19 protein-coding genes and 1 riboswitch are annotated in these 18,440 nt (G+C 56.6%); of the genes, 11 read left to right on the top strand and 8 right to left on the bottom strand.

Going from position 1 to position 18,440, the window contains the following annotated elements; genetic code table 11:
* From BM323_RS24585 to BM323_RS23320, 3 genes are all read right to left on the bottom strand, one after another.
* Positions 1–180, bottom strand: a 180-nt coding sequence (locus BM323_RS24585) for a hypothetical protein (RefSeq protein ID WP_217646664.1), incomplete at its 3' end; no start/stop codon positions are given.
* A 25-nt stretch (positions 181–205) separates the two neighbouring features.
* Positions 206–1,558 (bottom strand): MFS transporter, encoded by a 1,353-nt coding sequence (locus BM323_RS23325; RefSeq protein WP_008109477.1) that lies wholly within the window; start codon positions 1,556–1,558, stop codon positions 206–208.
* Between the two features lie 174 nt (positions 1,559–1,732).
* Positions 1,733–2,635 carry a GntR family transcriptional regulator gene (locus BM323_RS23320; protein WP_008109475.1) on the bottom strand — a complete coding sequence of 301 codons (903 nt, stop codon included), beginning with the start codon at positions 2,633–2,635 and terminating at the stop codon, positions 1,733–1,735.
* Between the two features lie 135 nt (positions 2,636–2,770).
* Here BM323_RS23320 and BM323_RS23315 point away from each other — a divergent pair, with 135 nt between their 5' ends.
* The 3 genes from BM323_RS23315 to BM323_RS23305 all read left to right on the top strand — a co-directional run bounded on the left by BM323_RS23315 (position 2,771) and on the right by BM323_RS23305 (position 5,372).
* Positions 2,771–3,799 (top strand): zinc-binding alcohol dehydrogenase family protein, encoded by a 1,029-nt coding sequence (locus BM323_RS23315; protein ID WP_008109474.1) that lies wholly within the window; start codon positions 2,771–2,773, stop codon positions 3,797–3,799.
* Positions 3,800–3,924: 125 nt separating this feature from the next.
* Positions 3,925–4,000, top strand: a riboswitch (Fluoride riboswitch).
* A 90-nt stretch (positions 4,001–4,090) separates the two neighbouring features.
* Positions 4,091–4,468 carry a fluoride efflux transporter CrcB gene (gene crcB / locus BM323_RS23310; RefSeq protein ID WP_008109473.1) on the top strand — a complete coding sequence of 126 codons (378 nt, stop codon included), beginning with the start codon at positions 4,091–4,093 and terminating at the stop codon, positions 4,466–4,468.
* A 106-nt stretch (positions 4,469–4,574) separates the two neighbouring features.
* Positions 4,575–5,372 (top strand): sugar phosphate isomerase/epimerase family protein, encoded by a 798-nt coding sequence (locus BM323_RS23305; RefSeq protein WP_008109472.1) that lies wholly within the window; start codon positions 4,575–4,577, stop codon positions 5,370–5,372.
* On the opposite strand, the gene BM323_RS23300 is transcribed toward BM323_RS23305, so the two are convergent.
* The 3 genes from BM323_RS23300 to BM323_RS23290 form a co-directional block, all read right to left on the bottom strand.
* A complete protein-coding gene (locus BM323_RS23300) occupies positions 5,369–5,974 on the bottom strand; it encodes an alpha/beta hydrolase (protein ID WP_008109471.1) in 606 nt (201 codons plus the stop codon). The genes BM323_RS23305 and BM323_RS23300 overlap by 4 nt on opposite strands.
* Before the next feature lie 11 nt (positions 5,975–5,985).
* Complete coding sequence (locus BM323_RS23295; RefSeq protein ID WP_008109470.1) at positions 5,986–6,927, bottom strand: glutathione S-transferase family protein; 942 nt, start codon at positions 6,925–6,927, stop codon at positions 5,986–5,988.
* A 99-nt stretch (positions 6,928–7,026) separates the two neighbouring features.
* Positions 7,027–7,926, bottom strand: a complete 900-nt coding sequence (locus BM323_RS23290) for a LysR family transcriptional regulator (protein WP_008109468.1) — start codon at positions 7,924–7,926, stop codon at positions 7,027–7,029.
* Positions 7,927–8,113: 187 nt separating this feature from the next.
* On the opposite strand from BM323_RS23290, the gene BM323_RS23285 reads away from it, so the two are divergent.
* Positions 8,114–9,238, top strand: coding sequence for a GNAT family N-acetyltransferase (locus tag BM323_RS23285; RefSeq protein ID WP_008109467.1), 1,125 nt, complete (start codon positions 8,114–8,116; stop codon positions 9,236–9,238).
* Here the strand turns inward: BM323_RS23285 and BM323_RS23280 are convergent.
* Positions 9,235–11,067, bottom strand: coding sequence for an ABC transporter ATP-binding protein (locus tag BM323_RS23280; protein WP_008109465.1), 1,833 nt, complete (start codon positions 11,065–11,067; stop codon positions 9,235–9,237). The genes BM323_RS23285 and BM323_RS23280 overlap by 4 nt on opposite strands.
* 64 nt (positions 11,068–11,131) lie before the next feature.
* Between BM323_RS23280 and BM323_RS23275 the strand changes: the two genes are divergently transcribed.
* A complete protein-coding gene (locus BM323_RS23275; protein ID WP_008109463.1) occupies positions 11,132–11,623 on the top strand; it encodes a GNAT family N-acetyltransferase in 492 nt (163 codons plus the stop codon).
* Positions 11,624–11,715: 92 nt separating this feature from the next.
* Here BM323_RS23275 and BM323_RS23270 read toward each other — a convergent pair whose 3' ends face one another.
* Positions 11,716–12,630 carry a sugar ABC transporter substrate-binding protein gene (locus tag BM323_RS23270; RefSeq protein WP_008109461.1) on the bottom strand — a complete coding sequence of 305 codons (915 nt, stop codon included), beginning with the start codon at positions 12,628–12,630 and terminating at the stop codon, positions 11,716–11,718.
* Between the two features lie 413 nt (positions 12,631–13,043).
* Between BM323_RS23270 and BM323_RS23260 the strand changes: the two genes are divergently transcribed.
* From BM323_RS23260 to kdpA, 6 genes are all read left to right on the top strand, one after another.
* On the top strand, positions 13,044–14,435 hold the full coding sequence (locus BM323_RS23260; RefSeq protein ID WP_008109458.1) for an MFS transporter: 1,392 nt from the start codon (positions 13,044–13,046) through the stop codon (positions 14,433–14,435).
* Between the two features lie 123 nt (positions 14,436–14,558).
* Positions 14,559–14,867 carry a type II toxin-antitoxin system RelE/ParE family toxin gene (locus BM323_RS23255; protein ID WP_071531676.1) on the top strand — a complete coding sequence of 103 codons (309 nt, stop codon included), beginning with the start codon at positions 14,559–14,561 and terminating at the stop codon, positions 14,865–14,867.
* A 43-nt stretch (positions 14,868–14,910) separates the two neighbouring features.
* Positions 14,911–15,243, top strand: coding sequence for a HigA family addiction module antitoxin (locus BM323_RS23250; protein ID WP_008109456.1), 333 nt, complete (start codon positions 14,911–14,913; stop codon positions 15,241–15,243).
* Positions 15,244–15,398: 155 nt separating this feature from the next.
* Positions 15,399–16,562, top strand: a complete 1,164-nt coding sequence (locus BM323_RS23245; RefSeq protein WP_008109454.1) for an HD-GYP domain-containing protein — start codon at positions 15,399–15,401, stop codon at positions 16,560–16,562.
* 109 nt (positions 16,563–16,671) lie between these two features.
* Positions 16,672–16,761 (top strand): K(+)-transporting ATPase subunit F, encoded by a 90-nt coding sequence (gene kdpF / locus BM323_RS23240; protein ID WP_081113208.1) that lies wholly within the window; start codon positions 16,672–16,674, stop codon positions 16,759–16,761.
* Positions 16,761–18,440, top strand: a complete 1,680-nt coding sequence (gene kdpA / locus BM323_RS23235; protein WP_008109453.1) for a potassium-transporting ATPase subunit KdpA — start codon at positions 16,761–16,763, stop codon at positions 18,438–18,440. Before kdpF ends, kdpA begins: the two co-directional genes overlap by 1 nt.

The raw sequence follows: 18,440 nt of genomic DNA, 5'->3' as shown, positions 1-18,440 counted from the left end.
ACGAATTTGTCTCAGAACGGGCATGAGCCCGGTGGAATACCGGGCATCAAAAGAGATGTAAAATGTGTCCAGGTTTTGGGGTTCAGTGCAGCCAGACGCCCTCTGCTCGGTCGCCGCACGAAGGTGCTGCAACTGCCTCAGCACATGGCGAACGAAAGTCGCACTGCGCTTAACTGACATGTATTACGCCATTCCTGGCGACCAATTAAACCCCATCGGTAATCGGTTTACGCACCAGCAGCAAATACGCCAGCGCACCCACCACCGTTACACCGGCGCAAATCATCAACGCCAGGCTAAACGACTTGGTGGTATCCAGCACCCAACCGGTGATCACTGGCGCGAACGAGGCGAACACGAAGCTGGCGAAGTTCTGGATGCTGCCGACCGAAGCGGTCATGCGCGCCGTGACGTTGGCGTGAATCAAACCCCAGCACGATGTACCGGCAAAGTGGATACAGAACAGCGCCATACCGATCATGGTCACCGCGCTGGTGGTGTCGGTGGCACGCGTTACGAAAGCGGTAAACGCAGCAGACAACAGCATGCCAGTGACGATTGAGACCTTACGTACTTTCACCGCATCATGGCCACGACGCACCAGCGCATCGACCACATAACCGTTCAGCAACATGCCCGCCGCGCCGAACAGGAACGGAATCGCCGCCAGTAAACCGGTACTTTTCAGGTCGAGGTTATAGGTGGATTGCAGATAACCCGGCAGCCACGCGATATACAGCCATGCGGTGTAGTTGATGCCGCTGAAGCCAATCATCATGCCCCACATGGTGCGCTGCTTAAACAGGCCGCGCCACTCGGCAAAACTCAGCGGCTCTTTGCGCGATGCCACGCTTCCCGCCTGCAGATAGTGAATCTCTTCGCCGCTCAGCTTGTTGTTATCGCGATCGCGGTACATCAGATACCAGCCGATGGCGAGGAACATGCCGAGCACGCCGATGGTGACAAACATGCCGCGCCAGCCCATCACCATCATCATCGCGGCCAGAATCGGTGGCGCGATGGACAAACCAATCATCGAGGCGGCATTAAACATGCCCATCGGCATGCCGCGATCTTTGATGTTGAACCAGTCGTTGATCACCTTCACGCCGCACGGGTTCATCGGCGCTTCACCAATACCTAACCCGATGCGCACCAAAATAAACTGGGTGAAATTATGCACCAAACCCGCCGCCGCCTGGAACAGCGACCAGAAGAACATGCCAATCGCCAGCATGATGCGCGGCCCTTTGCGATCGAGCAGCGCTCCGCACGGCAGCTGTGCTAAGCCGTACGCCAGTGAAAACGCTGACAGCAGCACGCCAATTTCGGTCGCAGATAAACCCAGTTCTCCACGGATGGTCATATTGGCGACCGACAGTGAACTGCGATCGAGATAGTTGATCATGGCGGCGAACAGCAGCAGCAACATGGCGGTAATCTGGATCTTTCTGATGCGCGGCGAGCGCACCACGTCACTGCGTGCCGGGATAAAATCTTGCCCGTCTGCAGCCGGTTGCGGCGCGTTTTCGCGGCCACGAGCCGAAGTATTTTCCATTGCGACCTCCCGGATCTGGGTACTTATCGTTATGTGTTTGAGTGGGATCCTGCGGCAGCAAAAAGGTGCTGCCCCAACGGATTGACTTCGAGACTAGAAGCAATCAGATCGGGATGTTGCGGAGATGTTTCAGATTCGTGCGGGAGCTAATGCTTTGTGGTTTTTAATCGGTTTTTAATTGTACTGACGGATAGATCGGATCATCGATGTCTTAGCGGTGCCGAGATGATTGTGCAGGGCGCACAAGGCTTCGACATCCTGACGGCTAATCAGCGCCGTCAGAATCGCCATATGCTCCTCCAGCGCCACAATATTGCGCTGCTTGAGGTCGGTTTCATCCCATTGATAATGCGAGTGAAAAATCACGGAAATAATCTCCAGCGACTGATTAAAAAACGGATTGTTGGCGGCGGAGAGAATCAGCGTGTGCATCTCTTTATCCAGCGCGGCGAAGTGGCGGTAATTGCTGGCGATGGTGTCACGCATTGAACGATGGCGATCCAGCAGGTCGCGCGCCTGCATCCAGCGCTCATCCTGCGAAGGCAGATTGAGAAAACGCGTCAGCGCGTGGGTTTCCAGCATTTCACGCAGCTCAAACAGGTTCTCGGCATACTTCTGATCGAACTTCTTCATGCGCCACTGTCCGCGTCTCACGGGCTCCAGCAGGTCATAACGCATAAAACGCAGCAGGAATTCGCGCACCACAATCGGGCTGACCTTCACCTGCTGCGCTAACTGCAGCTCGCTAAAAGTATCGCCCGGCATCAGCTGACGCTGATTAATCAGGTTGAAAAAGGTCTGCTCGAACTGCAGCGCCTGCTGATCAATCGGCGGCGTCAGGGCGTTAAAACCATCTTCATCGCTGGGATCGCGCACGATAACGTAGGTTTCATCCACCTTTTCCAGCACGCCGCGCTCATGCAGATGCTGCAAGGTGTGGCGCACCGTGGTGCGGCTGATATTGAACATTTCGGCCAGCGCCGCCTGCGGTGGCAACGGCGAACGGATATGCCGTTTGGCAATGCCTTCCAGCATCTGGTTAATCACGTTCTGACGTAGGTTCTGGCTGCGGCTCATACGCGTCTCCGGTTTTTTATCTATTAAAAACCATACAAAGCCCAAAAAAAGCGGTTGGCTTCACACTTCCCCCAACGCAAAAAGCTGTCATCGGCGATTTTCGCCATAACTGCGACAACAGCACAGGAGAAGCCCATGACAACAATGAAAACGCTGGTGGTCGCCGAGCCGCGCCAGATGGTGTGGCAGCAGCGCGCGAAGCCGACACCCGCCGCCAATGACGTTCTGATCAAACCCATCGCAGCCGGGATTTGCGGCACCGATATTCACGCCTGGGCGGGAAATCAGCCGTTCTTCAGCTACCCACGCGTGTTGGGGCATGAACTGTGTGGCGAAGTGGTAGAACTCGGCAGCCAGGCCAGCGGCTTCAGGCTGGGCCAGCGTGTGGCGCTGATTCCCTACGTTGCCTGTCAGCAGTGCGATGCCTGTTTAAGCGGCAAAACCAACTGCTGCGAAAACATCTCGGTGATTGGTGTGCATCAGGATGGCGGTTTCTGCGAATTTCTTAGCGTGCCGAGCAGCAATTTGCTGGCGGTGGATGATGTTGATCCCGAAGCCGCCGCGCTGATTGAACCCTTCGCCATCAGCGCGCATGCGGTGCGCCGTGCGGCCGTGGCGGCGGATGAGCAGGTTTTGGTGGTGGGCGCAGGCCCGATTGGTCTTGGCGTGGCCGCAATTGCGGCGGCGGCGGGTGCCAACGTGGTGGTGGCCGATACCAGCGAGCAGCGCCGTGCGCACGTGGCGCAGAAACTGGGTTTGGCGACGGTGAATCCGTTAGACGCCGATTTTGATGCGCAGCTTAAAGCGGAGTTTGGTGGACGTTTGGCTGCCAAAGTGATCGATGCCACCGGCAGCCCGGCGGCGATGAACGGCGCGGTGAAACTGATTCGTCACGGCGGCACCATCGTGTTTGTCGGCCTGCATAAAGGCGATCTGGTGATCCCGGATATCGAGTTCCACAAAAAAGAAACCACGCTGCTGGGCAGCCGCAACGCCACGCTGGAAGATTTCGCTAAAGTCGGCGAATTAATGGCGAAAGGGCAGCTTCGTGCCGACATGATGCTGAATCGTCATTATGATTTTTCAACGCTGGTGGAGCGTTTTGAAGCGGATGTGATTAATAACCGGGAACTGATTAAAGGCGTAATTCACTTCGAGCGGTAGTTCTCCGGGAAGTTCGGTCGCCATGAATGGCGACCCTACGACAGATCGGTGACGTTTTCGTAGGGTGCGCATTAATGCGCACCTGGCTCGCATATTGTCTGCATTGCCAAGCCAGCGTATTATCTCCCGCCTAAGGTGATGGCGTGCCACCTTCTCCAACCGCCGTTCTGGTCACAGACGGCTGATGACGCCTGACAACACTCGTATCCCTGCGCGGGAGACGGCGGTGTGTCAGGTGTTATTCTGTCCTGCCGCGGCCCTGCGCGTAATTCATTTCAGGAGCTCCAAACTATGTTGAAGTCGTTACTGGCGGTGGTACTGGGCGGTGCGGTTGGCTGTTCGCTGCGTTGGTTGATCTCATTACGTTTTAACGCGCTGTTTCCCAATCTGCCACCGGGCACCTTGATGGTGAATCTGGTGGGCGGTTTTATCATCGGTGCGGCGCTGGCTTTCTTCATGCGTAACCCGCATATCGATCCCTTCTGGAAACTGCTGATTGTCACCGGCTTGTGCGGCGGCTTAACCACGTTCTCAACCTTTTCTGCGGAAATTGTCGGGCTGCTGCAAACCGGCAAATACCTGTGGGCGATGTCGAGCGTGATGGTGCATGTCATCGGTTCGCTGCTGATGACCTTCGCCGGTTTTGCCGTGGTAAACCTGCTGGGATAACCATCAGGCTTGAAATAACTCCTCAGAGGTAGATACTGATCGCCATTCTGTGCGCGTGACGCACAGAATGTGTCACCGATTATCCGGACGATTAAGGAGCTGTGTCATGCGTCGTAACCCCAAATTCCTTAACCTGGTGTTGTTAAACGGTGAACCTGAGGAGAAGCTGCGTGCCGCACGCGCCGCCGGTTTCGAGCAGGTTGAGATCTGGCGCGACGATGTGCAAGCCAGTACGCCACAGTTAGCAAAGCAGTTACAGCTTGGCTTTACCAATGTTCAGGTGCTGCGCGATTTCACCGGTGCGCCGGATCGTGAGCGCCAGCAAAAACGCGAAGAGCTGCGTCAGTTCATTCAAATTGCCCAAACCATTGGCTGCGACACCATTCAGGCACCCGCCAGCACGCGTGAAGATTGCGTAGCATCGCGCATTGATGAAGATTTGCGTTGGATGGCCTCGGAAGCTGCGCGCTACAACATGCGCATCATGTATGAGCCGATGGCGTGGTGCAGCGTGGATAATACGCTGCCGCTGGCGTGGGAACGGCTGCAACGGCTGGACCAGCCGAATATCGGTTTGGTGGTCGATCTGTTCCACATCTGCGCGTTAGGCGGCGATGCGTCTCAGCTGGATGGTATCCCTGCCGATCGTATCTACGAAGTGCAGTTGTGCGACATGGCCGAAATGCCGCCGCAGGATAAGCAGCCGCTCAGCGAGTACGCGCGTCATCAGCGCTTATTGCCGGGCGATGGCATCATCGAAGTGGAACGCTTTGTCGATAAACTGAAAAGTGCCGGTTACAGCGGGCCGGTCGGCATTGAAGTGTTTAACGATAAGTTGAAAGCGCAGCCAGCAGACGTGGCTGCGCACAAGGCGTGGCAGGCGTTAAATCGCTACTGGCCTTAATCCTGTAAACATTGCGCAATAAAACCGGCGGCATCTATCGCACCCTGCGATGAAATGGTGTGGCCGGTGGCCGCTTCATAGCGCGCTTCCACCGTCACGCCAGCCTGTTGCAAACGCTGCTCCGCCGATGCGCTTTCGCTAAACGGAATCACATCATCAGCTTTGCCGTGAATCAGCAGCGCAGGCGTGTACTGTTGTGGCGTTAATGCGCCATCAAACGCCAGACGACCGGAAAATGCCACCACGCCCGCCAGCGGATAGCGGCCTGAAGCCAGTGCATCCAGCGCCATGATCGAACCCTGTGAAAAGCCCACCAGAATCACTTTGTCCCACGCATCCGCCATGCCGTGTTGTGCCATCAGCTGTTGCAGTGTGTCATCAAAGGCAGCGCGCGCTTCACGCACCCGCGCCGGGCGATTTTCAGGCGTGATGCCGGTCAGGCTAAACCACTGATATCCCATCGCATGTTCAAAAGGATAGGGCGCATTCGGCGAGGCAAACGCCACATCTGGCAGCAGGCGCGCCCAATGTTCGCCGAGCACCGCGAGGTCGTCGCCGTTGCTGCCGACGCCATGTAAAAAAATCACTAACGCTTTTGCCATCGCACTGCTCCTTATAAACCGTAGGCCGCCATATCCGGGCCAACCGGCACAATGCCGTTGGGATTCAGCGCTTTAATCGAATAATAGCCCTGCTTGATATGGTCGATATTCACCGTCTGACGCACGCCAGAAACCGACAGCATACTCTTGAGATAACGATCGAGCAGCGGATAGTCGCGCAGGCGGCGCAGGTTGCATTTAAACAGGCCGTGATAGGCGGCGTCAAAGCGCACCAGCGTAACGAACAGGCGGATATCCGCTTCGGTTAAGCGCTCGCCGAGCAGGAAGGTGCGGCCATCCTGCAAACGCAGCTCCAGCTCATCCAGCTGGCTGAACACATCGCTAAACGCCTGCTGATAACTTACCTGCGTGGTGGCGAAACCGGTGCGATACACGCCGTTATTCAGGCGCGGATAGATCGATTCGTTCAGCGCGTCGATCTCAGCACGGAGATCTTCGGGATAAAGATCAATGCGATCGTCCGCCAGCGCGCCAAAGCCGCTGTTCAGCATACGAAGGATATCGGCCGACTCGTTATTGACGATGGTTTGCGTCTTTTTGTCCCACAGCACCGGCACGGTGGCGCGGCCGGTGAAATCGGCATCGGCGCGGGTGTAAAGCTCGTGGATGTACTCGGCTTTATTTAGCCAGTCGCGGTCCGCGCCGGGATAATCACCGAAGCGCCAGCCTTGCGCGCCAAGCTGCGGTTCCACCACCGACACGCTAATCACTTTCTCCAGCCCTTTCAGGCTGCGCGCCAGCAGCGTGCGCGAGGCCCACGGACAAATCAGTGCCACATAGAGGTGATAGCGATCCGGCTCGGCAGCAAATGCGCTGGAACCATCTGCAGTGATCCAGTGACGAAAACTGGATGTCTGGCGCACAAATCCGCCCTGTTTATCGGTGGCTTGCACCGGATGCCACTCTGCACTCCACTTACCGTTTACCAGCATCGTCTTCTCTCCTATGTGTTGATGGAGTGAGCATACAGCGCTGCTGGTTGGGTGATAATCCGGGCAAAATGGCTTTCATTGCTTCCAAATTGGAAGGAATTAGCCGGGCGGATGCTGCTGGAAATGGGCGGCGAGGAAATCGATCAGCAGCCGGGTTTTCTGCGCCAGATGACGTGCCGGCGGATAGAGCGCGAACAAGCCGAGCGGCGGCGTGGCGAACTCCTCTAATATCGAGACGATTTCACCGCGCTGCAAAGCGGGCGCGGCAATAAAACCTGGCAGCCGCGCAATGCCCAGCCCGGCAATCGCTGCCTGCAAACAGGCTTCAGTATTCGAGAAACAGAGACGACCACGAATCGGCATGCTGACGCTGTCGCCGCACGGCGTGACAAACGGCCAATGCCAGGGATCGCGGAAGTTGGTATCGCTGATGCACTGATGTGCCGCCAAATCACGCCAGTGCTGTGGCGTGCCGTGTTGCAGTAAATAACCGGAAGAGGCCGCCACGCGAATCGGCACATCGCCGAGGCGGCGTGCAATTAGGCTGCTGTCGTCGAGTTTGCCGATGCGGATCGCCATATCGAAGCCTTCATCGACGATGTTTACTGCACGATCGGAGAAATTCACGTCGAGTTCGATCTGCGGATAATGGCGCGCGAACTCCACCAGCACGCTGGCTAACACCGCAGTACCAAAGGTGCCGGGCGCGCTGATTTTCAGGCGGCCGGTCGGCGTGGTGGCGCTGTCGCGCACTGTGGCATCCAGCGTATCAAAGGCTTCCAGCAGCGTTTTTACCTGCTCGTAATAGGCGCGACCGACTTCGGTGGGCGAGAGAGCACGCGTGCTGCGTTTAAACAGCTGCACGCCAAGTTCCTGCTCCAGCCGGGAGACCAGCTTCGACGCCTGGCCACTGCTGGTGCCAAGGCGTTCAGCCGCACCGGCAAAGCTGCCGACTTCCAGCACGGCGACAAACATGCGGTCACAATCGAGTCGATCCATGGCGTTTCCTGTTAGTTCAGCGTTTTATGTTAATCGGTCGCCATGAATGGCGACCCTACGTCGTAGGGTGCGCATTAATGCGCATCGGGTCAAATCTGCTGATTACACATTCAGTGCGCTGCACCTTTTCCCACGCCGGAAAACCTGTTGAACTAGGCGCCTGCTTTCATCTGGCCGGGAGCCGTGAATGTCTTTGCTACATCTGTCGTCGCTGGCGGAGATCTCCGCCGTCGAATGGGATGCGCTGTTACCTGACGATCAACCGTTTTTACGCCATGCCTTTCTTCTGTCACTTGAAGAGAGCGGCAGCGTGCGGCCTGAAAACGGCTGGCAGTCCGATCACCTGCTGTGGCGCGAAAACGGCGTGCTGCGTGCCGCCATTCCCGGCTATCGCAAACGCCATTCGCGCGGTGAATATGTGTTTGACCATGCGTGGGCGGATGCCTGCCAGCGCGCCGGTATTCCTTACTACCCGAAATGGCTGGGCGCGATTCCGTTCAGTCCGGTGACCGGCGCACGTCTGCTGGGCGATGAAGACGCGGTGCTGAAACTGCTCAGCGCGCTACCGGATAACCTCTACGAAAACGGTTTGAGCGGCGCGCACATCAATTTCACCACGCCGTTCGCCAATCAAATCATGCAGCAGCAGCCGGATTGGCTGGAACGTCTTGGCTTGCAGTATCACTGGCACAACAAAGGCTATCGCGATTTTCAGGATTTCCTCGACACGCTGATGTCGCGCAAGCGCAAACAGCTGCGCAAAGAGCGTGAACAGGTGATGAGCAGCGGCTTTGAATTCAGCTGGTATCGCGGCGATGGGCTGCGCGAAGATCAGTGGGATTTCGTCTACACCTGTTACGCCAACACCTATGCGGTGCGCGGCCAGCGGCCGTATCTCACGCGCCACTTCTTTAGCCTGCTGGCGGAGCGCATGCCGCGTTCAATTCGCGTGGTGATTTCAACGCTGCAAGGCCAGCCAGCGGCGATGGCGTTCTGCTTAATGGATGGCAACACGCTGTATGGCCGCTATTGGGGCTGTCTGGCGGAGTTTGATCGGCTGCATTTCGAAACCTGCTTCTATCAGGGCATGGATTTCGCCATCGCGGAAGGTTTGCAGCGTTTTGATGCGGGCGCGCAGGGCGAGCACAAGCTGGTGCGCGGCTTCGAACCGCATATCACGCACTCATGGCACTATCTATGTCATCCCGGCTTGCGCGATGCGGTGGGGGATTTTCTGCTGCAGGAACGGGAAGGCGTGCGCGGCTGGGCAATTGAAGCGCGCGACGCCTTACCGTATCGGCGTGGTGATTAATCCGCGCCGACAAAACCGCCGGTCTGATGCTGCCACAGGCGCGCGTAAAGTCCGCCGTGCGCCAGCAGTTCGCGGTGGTTGCCCATCTCAACAATCTCACCTTTCTCCAGCACCACCAGACGATCCATTTTGGCGATAGTTGAAAGACGGTGCGCGATGGCAATCACCGTTTTACCCTGCATCAGTGTTTCCAGGCTCTCCTGAATCGCCGCTTCCACTTCGGAATCCAGCGCGGAGGTGGCTTCGTCCATGATCAGAATCGGTGCGTCTTTCAGCAGCACGCGCGCGATGGCGATACGCTGACGTTGACCGCCCGACAGCTTCACGCCGCGCTCGCCCACGTGCGCATCCAGACCGGTGCGGCCTTGCGGATCGGAAAGCAGCGGAATGAACTCGTCGGCGCGTGCGCGGATGATCGCCGCCTGCAGCTCCTCTTCCGTCGCATCCGGGCGACCATACAGCAGGTTTTCGCGAATCGAGCGGTGCAGCAGCGAGGTGTCTTGGGTGATCATGCCGATTTGCCCGCGCAGGCTTTCCTGCGTCACATCAGCGATGTTTTGATCGTCAATCACGATGCGACCGCTGTTGATGTCATACAGCCGCAGCAGCAAGTTCACTAATGTGGATTTACCGGCGCCGGACGGCCCAATCAACCCGATTTTCTCGCCCGGTTTGATATTGAGGTTGAGGCGATTAATTACCTGACGACTGCCGCCATAATCAAAGCGCACATCCTCAAAGCGAATCTGGCCGCGCGTCACCTGCATGTTTTTCGCGTTCGGCTGATCCTGCACGCTCAGCGGCTGCGCAATGGTGTTCAGGCCATCCTGAACCATACCGATGTTCTCGAAGATGCCGTTCACCACCCACATGATCCAGCCGGACATGTTCACCAGACGGATCACCAGGCCGGTCGCCAGCGCTATCGCGCCGACGCTGATCAGCGACTGGCTCCACAACCACAGCGCCAGGCCGGAAGTGCTGACAATCAGCAAGCCATTGAGCGTCGAGAGCGTGATATCCATGGTAGTGACCATGCGGCTGGCGTGCTGGGTTTTGTCGGTTTGCTCCTGAATCGCCTCACGCGCGTAACGTTTCTCCAGATCGTTGTGCGAGAACAGTTTGATGGTGGCGATGTTGGTGTAGCCATCGACGATGGTGCCCATCAATTTTGAGCGCGCTTCCGATGACACCACCGAACGCTGTTTAACGCGCGGCACGAAGAAGCTCAGCGACACGCTGTACGCCACAATCCAGATCACCAGCGGAATCATCAGGCGCCAGTCCGCTTCGGCGAACAGCACCAGCGAGGTCACCGCGTAAATCACCACATGCCAGATGGCATCCACCAGCTGTACCGCCGAATCACGCAGCGAGTTACCGGTTTGCATGATGCGCTGGGCAATGCGCCCGGCAAAATCGTTCTGGAAGAAGTTCAGGCTCTGGCGCAGCACGTAGTTGTGATGCTGCCAGCGGATCATGCTGGTCATGCTCGGGTTAATGCTTTGATGCACCAGCATATCGTGCGCGGCAATCACCACTGGCCGCAGAATCAGCGCCACAAAACCCATCCACAACAATATTTGCCAGTTATCGCTGAACAACGAGGCGGGCGTGGAGTGATTAACCAGATCAATGATGCGGCTGAGATAGCTGAACAGCGCCACTTCGATCAGCGCCTGCACCAGCCCGACAATCAGCAGCGCGACGAAGCTCGGCCACACCTGACGCAGATAGTAGAAGTAGAACGGCCAGACGCTGGCGGGCGGGGAATCGGTTGGCGCATCCTGGAAAATATTGATAAAACGTTCAAAACGGCGATACAACATAGAGTCACTCTTCCCGAAATGGTGAGAGTTAACAGCTTAGTGCAAGTGAAAAGGGATTACCGACATGGATTTACACATTCGCGGCCGTGAGCCGGGCGATGCCGCCGCCTACCAACGCCTTTACAGCCATCCTGACGTTTATCGCTGGACCACGCAGCTGCCGTGCCCGAGCGTGGCGACCTGGCAGAAAAAATTCGAAAAGATGGATGAGCTGGGATACATCGGCTTTGTTGCGGAGATCGATGGCGCGATGGTTGGCGAGCTCACGCTGTTTGTCGAGCAGCGCCCACGCACGCGTCACAGCATTAGTTTTGGTATCGGCGTCGATCCGGCGTTTGGCGGGCGCGGCATTGGCGAAAAGCTCATCCGCAACGCGATGGATTACGCCTTTAACTGGCTCGGCATTATGCGCATCGAGCTGGAAGTGTTCCACGATAACGAACGCGCGCTGCGTCTGTATCAAAAGCTGGGCTTCGAGCGCGAAGGCGTGAAGCGCAAAGCCTGCCTGCGCGACGGCGAGTATCACGATATCGTGCAGATGGCGCAATTACGTTAACTGTAGGGTCGCCATTCATGGCGACCCTGTCGATAACCGCACTAAACCTGCGTTACGGTCGCCATAAATGGCGACCGTACGATTGATGATAATTATTGTGATTTATCAACGTACTTCTGCATATTCTCTTTGGTCACCAGCTCGAACGGGATCCACACGTGTGAATCGACTTTCTCGCCTTTGATCAGCTTCTGCGCCACATCCACCGACGTTTTGCCCTGGCCGACCGCATCCTGGAACACTGTGACCTGAATTTTGTCCTGCGACAGCGCTTTCAGGCCATCTGGCGTGGCATCGATGCCGCCAACCAGCACCTTTTTATTGCCCTTCGCCAGCGCCATCGCCGCGCCAATCGCCATCTCATCGTTGTTAGCCGCAACGATATCAATCGCTTCATCGTTGCCCAGCCAGTTATTCATCAAATCCATGCCTTCATTGCGTGCGTAGTTGGCGGGCTGTTTCTGCACCACTTTCATGCCGGGATATTTCGCCACCACTTGCTCAACGTCTTTAGTGCGTTGCAGCGCACCGGCATCGGTCAGGTTACCTATCATGATCGCCACATTGCCTTTGTAGTTAGCCATTTTCGCCAGCGCTTCCATCTGCAAGGTGCCGGATTCACGCTCGTCGGAGCCGACAAACACCACGCCGGCCGGCAGCGATTTATCGCCCGGCGTGCGGTTAACGTAGACCAGCGGAATTTTTGCCTGCTGCGCGAGCTTGGTCAGCTGCGGCGTGCTGGCAGAATCGACCGGATCGACAATGATGGCATCCACGCCCGCGCCGATAAAACTCTGCACCTGATCGGTCTGACGTCCGACGTCACCGCGTGCATCTTCAAACTGAATATCGAGTCCGCGCGCTTTGGCTTCTTTATCAATCGACTGGCGAATAATGGTGAGGAAGTTTTGATCAAAGTAGGCCATCGACACGCCAATTTTTTCCGCCAGCGCCGAGGCTGATGTTGAGAGCAGGCCGAGCAACACAATCGCCTTGAGGGTTTTCATCGCAGACTCCAGAGTAAGCTTGTTATTAGAATGAATGTTTCATCAAGATAAAAAATGGCTCAATGAAATCATTTTCAGCCTACGAGCCCGCTACGTGGCTGACAATCAGCAAGGTTGGATTTTGCAGCCAGGCGCACACTTTGCTCTCGGGTGCGTCTTTGCTTTGTGCGCTCATAGTTGCGCTGGGAAGGATTTTCTTAGAGCTGGCGCACATTGCGGCGCAAAGGCTTGCGGATCTTTAAGGTTCTGTGCAGCGCCGCACCTCGCTTTGTGCTGGCTGCCAAATCTGGCGCTAATTAGCACCGTCGATTCCGCCATTCGCACAATGACCACACCTGAAACTGCTTCCTATAGTTGCTGAACAGGGGAAATAAAGCGGTATTCCGGTGTGTTTCATTTGAGGAATTCAGCCCATGCTAAAAGCCAATAATCGTCCACAGAGCAGCCACGTACGCGTTTGGATCCTTTGCCTGATCCTGTTTCTTTCCGTGGTGGCGTATGCCGACCGCTCGATCCTGTCGATCTCGGGATCGGCGATCAAAGATGAGTTTGGACTTTCGGCGATCCAGCTTGGCCTGATCCTCTCGGCGTTTAGCTGGGCCTACGTGATCGGCCAGATCCCCGGCGGCCTGTTTCTCGATCGCTTCGGCACCAAAAAAGTGTATGGCGTAACGCTGGCGCTGTGGTCGATCTCCACGCTGCTGATGGGCTTTGTCGGCGAGTTCTCCAGCGGGATGACCATGGCACTGACGCTGATGTTTGCGCTGCGTTTCGCGCTGGGCCTGATTGAAGCACCCAGTTTTCCCGCCAATGCGCGCGCAGTGATCATGTGGTTCCCCAGCGCCGAACGCGGCCGCGCCTCTTCACTCTTCGCCTCGGCGCAATATTTTGCCGTCGCCATCTTCTCACCGCTCTCCGGCTGGCTGGTGTCGCGCTTCGGCTGGGAATGGCCGTTCTTCGTACTGGGCGGCATTGGCGTGCTGGCGGTGTTTGTCTGGATGGGCTTTATGCGCAGCCCGCGCCATCATCCGCGTGTATCGGAAAATGAGCTGCGCTATATCGAGCAGGGCGGCGCGCTGGTTGATATCGATTCGGCGCAAACGCTAAAAGCGCGTCCGCCGTTGAGCAAAGCGATGTTCAAAAAGCTGCTCAGCAACCGCATGCTGTGGTGCGCCTACATCGGCCAATATTGCATCATCGCGCTCAGCTACTTCTTTATTACCTGGTTCCCGATTTATCTGGTGCAGGCGCGCGGCATGAACATTCTCGACGCCGGATTTGCCACCATCGCACCGGCGGTGTTTGGCTTCCTCGGCGGCATCAGCGGCGGCTATATATCCGACAAACTGCTGGCAAACGGCTGGAGTTTATCCTGGGCGCGTAAAACGCCGTACATCGTCGGCATGCTGATGGCGGCGTCGCTGGTTCTGGCGGCGGTGATCCCCAGCAACGTCGGCATTATCGCCATTATGTCGTTCGCCTTCTTCGGTAAAGGCGTGGCTGCAGGTGCCGGAACCTGGACAATTGTCAGCGATACCGCACCGAAAGAAGCGGTTGGCCTGGCGGGCGCGATCTTCAACGGCATCGGCAATATGGCGGGCTTTATCACGCCGCTGCTGTTCGGCATCATCGTCGGCTTGACCGGCAGCTACAGCATTGGGCTGGTGTTTGTCGGCGCGCACTGCGTAGTCGCTGCTTTACTGTTCCTGCTGGTGATGGGACCGATTGAACGCGTTGGCGAGGAGCAGAATTCCACAGCCTCTTATGAAAAGCCGGAGAAAGAGGGCGGCATTAAAGTGGTTTAATCATCGGATCATTATTTTTTGGAATCCCGATCTGAAATTCGTTATGATGTTAAATATTGCACTTGAGCACAGTGCGCGAGTGCAATAAATTGCCCGCCATGTTTACATCAGGTGTGGTGGCAGATGAAGGGTTCAATTCACAGTTTCAGGGACGATTGGCTGCGATTATTTTTTGTTTATGCAACACCGCATAAGCATATTCCAGTCATGATTGAGTCGGCATTGGCGCGCAAGCTCGACATCATCCATGCAGCAACTTCGCATCATGATTTACGTTCACCACCGGGTAATCGCTTTGAGGCCTTAAGACCTCCGCTACTGGGTTATTACTCAATACGGATAAATGAGCAGTATCGACTAATTTTTCAATGGGTTAATGGCGCTGCCAGAGATCTCTATCTCGACCCACACACTTATCGTAAACACCGCTAGCAGCCACTTGTGGCCAGTTGCTAACCGTTAAAGAGAAGCAAAAATGAAACAGGCGATGCGTAAACCGACCAGCGTTGGTGATGTTCTGCAGTACGAGTTCCTCGAGCCGCTAAACCTCAAAGTGAATGACCTGGCAGAGATGTTGAATGTGCACCGCAACACCGTCAGTGCATTGGTGAATAACAACCGTAAACTGACCACCGAAATGGCCTATCGGCTGGCAGCTGTTTTCGATACGTCAGTCGATTTGTGGCTGAATCTGCAGCGCCATTTGGATCTGTGGGAAGTAGAAAACGACGCCAGAACACAGGAAGAGTTGAGCCGGGTCACGCCGTTAAGTGCCTTTCTTGCGCAACGTTCAGCGGCTGTAGCCTAAAACCAGGTCGCCATGAATGGCAACCCTACGACGTAATGTGCGCATTTATGCGCACCCATCTCGCAAACCTTACCGATCGCACAAATCACTCCTGAAGATTTTTTGCTCAGCTGCCGATACCTCCTTACCACCCACTGATATTAAGGAGCGATATCGTGATAAAGCTGATTAACGTTGACGAACTGCGGCAGGGAATGTTTATCCACAAACTTGAGGTTTGGTGGGTCAAAGATAAGCGCATTCGCAACCAAATGCTGATCACTGATAAACGCCAGATCGCGATGATCCGCAATGAGGGGATCCTGCAGTTATGGATCGATCTCGACAAATCGGTTCAGGCGCCCGCTGCGCCTGCGCCGAAAAAAGATATTCCTAAAACCCCGTTTTTCCAGGAGATGGATCAGGCGCAAAGCATCTTCAATCAGGGGAAACCGCAGGTGCTGGCGATGTTTAACGAGGCGCGCATGGGGCAAGGCCTCGACCTCGATTACACCCTTGATCTGGTTGATCAAATTGCCGGTTCGATCACCCGCGAACCGACTGCGCTGCTGAGCGTGGCGCGCCTGAAGAATCACGACGATTACACTTATCTGCACTCAATGGCGGTGTGCGGCTTGATGATCTCGCTCGGCAAAAAAATGGGCCTCGATGAGCATCAGCTGCGCCGTGTTGGCATGGGCGGTTTGCTGCACGATGTGGGTAAAGCCGCGGTGCCGCTGGAGATTCTGAATAAACCCGGCAAGCTCAGCGATGAAGAGTTCACCGTGATGCGCCAGCACCCGATTGTCGGCGCGCAGATGTTGATGGAGGCCAATGCCGGTGAAGATCTGCTGGATATCGCGCTGCATCACCATGAAAAATACGACGGCAACGGTTATCCGCACGGTCTGAAAGGCGAGGAGATCTCACTGTATGCGCGCATGGCATCGGTGTGCGACGTCTATGATGCCGTCACCTCGAATCGTCCTTATCGCAAAGGCTGGACGCCTGCCGAAGCGATGCACAACATGTTGAGCTGGCGTGGCCACTTCGATAACTCGCTGCTGCACGCCTTCGTGCGCACCATCGGCATCTATCCGGTGGGATCGCTGGTGCGACTGGCTTCCGGGCGCGTGGCGCTGGTGGTGCAGGCGGGCGAAAAATCGTTGCTCAAGCCCAAAGTGCATGTGTTCTGGTCGCTGCACGCGCAACGTGAAGTGAAACCGGAAGAGCTCGATCTCGGCGACAGCTTCTGCACCGACAGCATCACCGGCGCGGAAGACAGCGGCTTGTGGCAGAACATCGATCTGAACCGCATCTGGGCGTTAGAAAGCGCTTAATTCTTCACCATTTTTATACTTTATTTACGCCCGCTTCCCGCCTTTTTACCTCTTCTTTATGCCGCGCCGCGCATGCTTGCAGCACTACCAAAATCCTCTGGAGGTTGCTGTGAGCGTGGGCGTGATAGCCGGCATCGTGCTGGTGTTTGTTCTTCTGGGCTACCTGATTTATGCCCTGCTTAATGCGGAGGCATTCTGATGGCTGCGAATGCATTCATGCTAATTGCGGTATTTCTGCTGGTACTGATGGTGCTGGCACAACCGCTGGGACGTTATCTCGCCCTGTTTGTGGCTGACAAGCCGCTGCTGCCGCGTACCGAACGCGCGCTGTGGCGACTGGCCGGAGCCGACGGCGATGCCATGCGCTGGCCGCACTATTTATTGGCGATTCTGCTGTTTAACGCGCTGGGTTTTGCCTTGCTGCTGCTGATGTTGATGACGCAGGCCGCGCTGCCGCTGAACCCGCAGCATCTACCTAATCTGAGCTGGGATCTGGCGCTTAATACCGCCATCAGCTTCGTCACCAACACCAACTGGCAATCCTACGCCGGGGAAAGCACGCTGAGCTATTTCAGTCAGATGGCGGGCCTCACGGTGCAGAACTTCCTGTCGGCGGCGACCGGCATCGCCGTGGCGTTTGCGCTGATTCGTGGTTTTGCCAACCGTTCGCTGGCGACGCTCGGCAACGCGTGGCGCGATCTGACGCGCATTACCGTTTACGTGCTGCTGCCAATCAGCCTGCTGATGGCGCTGTTCTTCGTCAGCCAGGGCAGCATTCAAACTTTCGAACCTTACCATGCGCTCACCACGCTGGAAGGCGCGCAGCAGACGCTGCCGCTCGGTCCGGTGGCGTCGCAGGAAGCGATCAAAATGCTCGGCACCAACGGCGGCGGTTTCTTCAACGTCAACTCGGCGCATCCGTTCGAAAATCCGACGGCGCTGACCAACTTCGTGCAGATGCTGAGCATCTTCCTGATCCCGGCGGCGCTCTGTTTCACCTTTGGCCAGCATCTGGGCGATCGTCGTCAGGGCCACATGCTGCTGTGGGCGATGACCATCATGTTCGTGCTGGCGGTGATCACCGTGATGTGGGCCGAACTGCGCGGGAATCCGCACTTCCTCGCGCTCGGGGCGGACAGCGCCATCAACATGGAAGGCAAAGAGACGCGCTTCGGCATTCTCAACTCCAGCTTGTTTGCGGTGATCACCACGGCGGCATCGTGTGGTGCGGTCAACGCCATGCATGACTCTTTCACCGCGCTCGGCGGCATGGTGCCGATGTGGTTGATGCAGCTGGGTGAAGTGGTGTTTGGCGGCGTCGGTGCTGGCCTGTACGGCATGCTGCTGTTCGTGCTGCTCGGTGTGTTTATTGCCGGGTTGATGATCGGTCGCACACCGGAATACATGGGCAAAAAAATCGACGTGTGGGAGATGAAGATGACCGCGCTGGCGATTTTGGTGACGCCAACACTGGTGCTGCTCGGCACCGCGCTGGCGATGATGACCGACGCTGGTCGCGCCGGCATGGCCAATCCCGGCATTCATGGCTTCAGCGAAGTGCTGTATGCGGTGTCATCGGCATCTAACAACAACGGCAGCGCCTTTGCCGGATTGAGCGCCAACACGCCGTTCTGGAACCTGCTGCTTGGCTTCTGCATGTTGGTGGGCCGCTTCGGCATCATCATTCCGGTGCTGGCGATTGCCGGTTCGCTGGCAGCGAAGAAAATTCAGCCGGTGGGCAACGGTACGCTGCCAACGCACGGCCCGCTGTTTATCGCGCTGCTGATTGGCACCGTCTTGCTGGTGGGCGCATTGACGTTCATCCCCGCGCTGGCATTAGGCCCGGTCGCGGAACATCTGCAACTTATTCAGGGATAA

The organism is Pantoea sp. YR525 (assembly GCF_900116775.1).
GTDB classification, from domain to species: domain Bacteria; phylum Pseudomonadota; class Gammaproteobacteria; order Enterobacterales; family Enterobacteriaceae; genus Pantoea; species Pantoea symbiotica.
The sequence above is the reverse complement of the archived record's forward strand: the minus strand, read 5'-3'. Positions and strand labels throughout refer to the sequence as shown.